The following is a 1,352-nucleotide window of genomic DNA, read 5'->3' on the forward strand; positions in this document are numbered from 1 at the left end:
CACCAACGAGGACAACCTGCGCAAGTACAAGCGGAGTTTTTTCGTGGAGTGGCGCGTGGCGGACCGGCACAAGCGGCAGCTGTTTCCCGCCGTCGACTACGTCCTGGATACCAACCGCAGCGTCGCCGAGGGGAAACTCATCACCGGCGAGACGTTCCACCGGGGAATGGCGGCTGCCGCCGCCGCGCCGTTCCGGGTAGTGCCGTTTTTCGATCCCGGCGTGTGGGGCGGGCAGTGGATGAAAAAGGTGATCGGCCTCGATGCCGGGGCGGACAACTACGCCTGGTGCTTCGACTGTGTGCCTGAGGAGAACAGCATCCTGCTCGACGTCGGCGGGGACATTGTGGAGCTGCCGTCAGTGGACGTGGTGTTCACCCAGCCCGCGGCGCTCCTGGGGCCCCAGACCTATGCACGGTTCGGCGCCGAGTTCCCCATCCGCTTCGATTTCCTGGACACCATGGAGGGCGGCAACCTGTCCCTGCAGGTGCACCCCCTGACGGACTACATCCAGGACCGTTTCGGCATGCACTACACCCAGGACGAGAGCTATTACCTCCTCGACGCCGGACCGGACGCCGTGGTCTATCTCGGTCTGAAGACCGGTACGGACCCGGACGCCATGGTGGCGGCTTTGAGGGAAGCGTCCGACGGCGGCACGCACTTTCCGGCGGAGGATTACGTTAACGCCTTCCCGGCTAAAAAGCATGACCACTTCTCCATCCCTGCCGGCACGGTCCACGCGTCGGGGGCCAACTCGATGGTGCTCGAGATCTCCGCGACGCCCTACATCTTCACCTTCAAGATGTGGGACTGGGACCGCGTGGGACTGGACGGCCGGCCCCGGCCCATCCACGTGGAGCACGCCGGCCGCAACATCCAGTGGGACCGCACCACGGAGTGGGTGCACGAGCAGCTGCTGGACCAGGTGGAGCAGCTGGGCTCCGGGCCGGGCTGGACCGAGGAACGCACCGGGCTGCACGAACTGGAGTTCATCGAGGTCCGCCGGCACTGGTTCACGGACGTGGTGGACCACCACACCCACGGCACTGTGAACGTGCTGAACCTGGTGGAGGGCGCACAAGCCGTGGTGGAAAGCCCGGACGGCAGTTTTGAACCGTTTGTGGTCAGCTACGCCGAGACGTTCATCATTCCGGCCTCCGTAGGCCCGTATACGATCCGGCCGCACGGCCCCGGGGCAGGACAGAAGCTTGCCACGGTCAAAGCCTCCGTGCGCGGGACCGAAACCGCGTTGCCGGCCAGGGTGGTGGAGGCCGCGGCTCCACGGCTCGCCGAGGGCTAGGGGTCAGTGGGGGCACGCTGTGCCCGGAAGGCTGCGCCGATCAGCCCAGCCT

At 66.2% G+C, this 1,352-nt stretch carries 1 protein-coding gene; it reads left to right on the top strand.

What is annotated here, in order from left to right; translation table 11 throughout:
• Positions 1-1,300, top strand: a 1,300-nt coding sequence (locus DBR22_RS21540; protein WP_258229367.1) for a class I mannose-6-phosphate isomerase, incomplete at its 5' end; no start/stop codon positions are given.
• Between the last annotated feature and the right edge of the window lie 52 nt (positions 1,301-1,352).

This window comes from Arthrobacter sp. HMWF013, from assembly GCF_003061105.1.
Classification (GTDB): Bacteria; Actinomycetota; Actinomycetes; order Actinomycetales; family Micrococcaceae; genus Arthrobacter.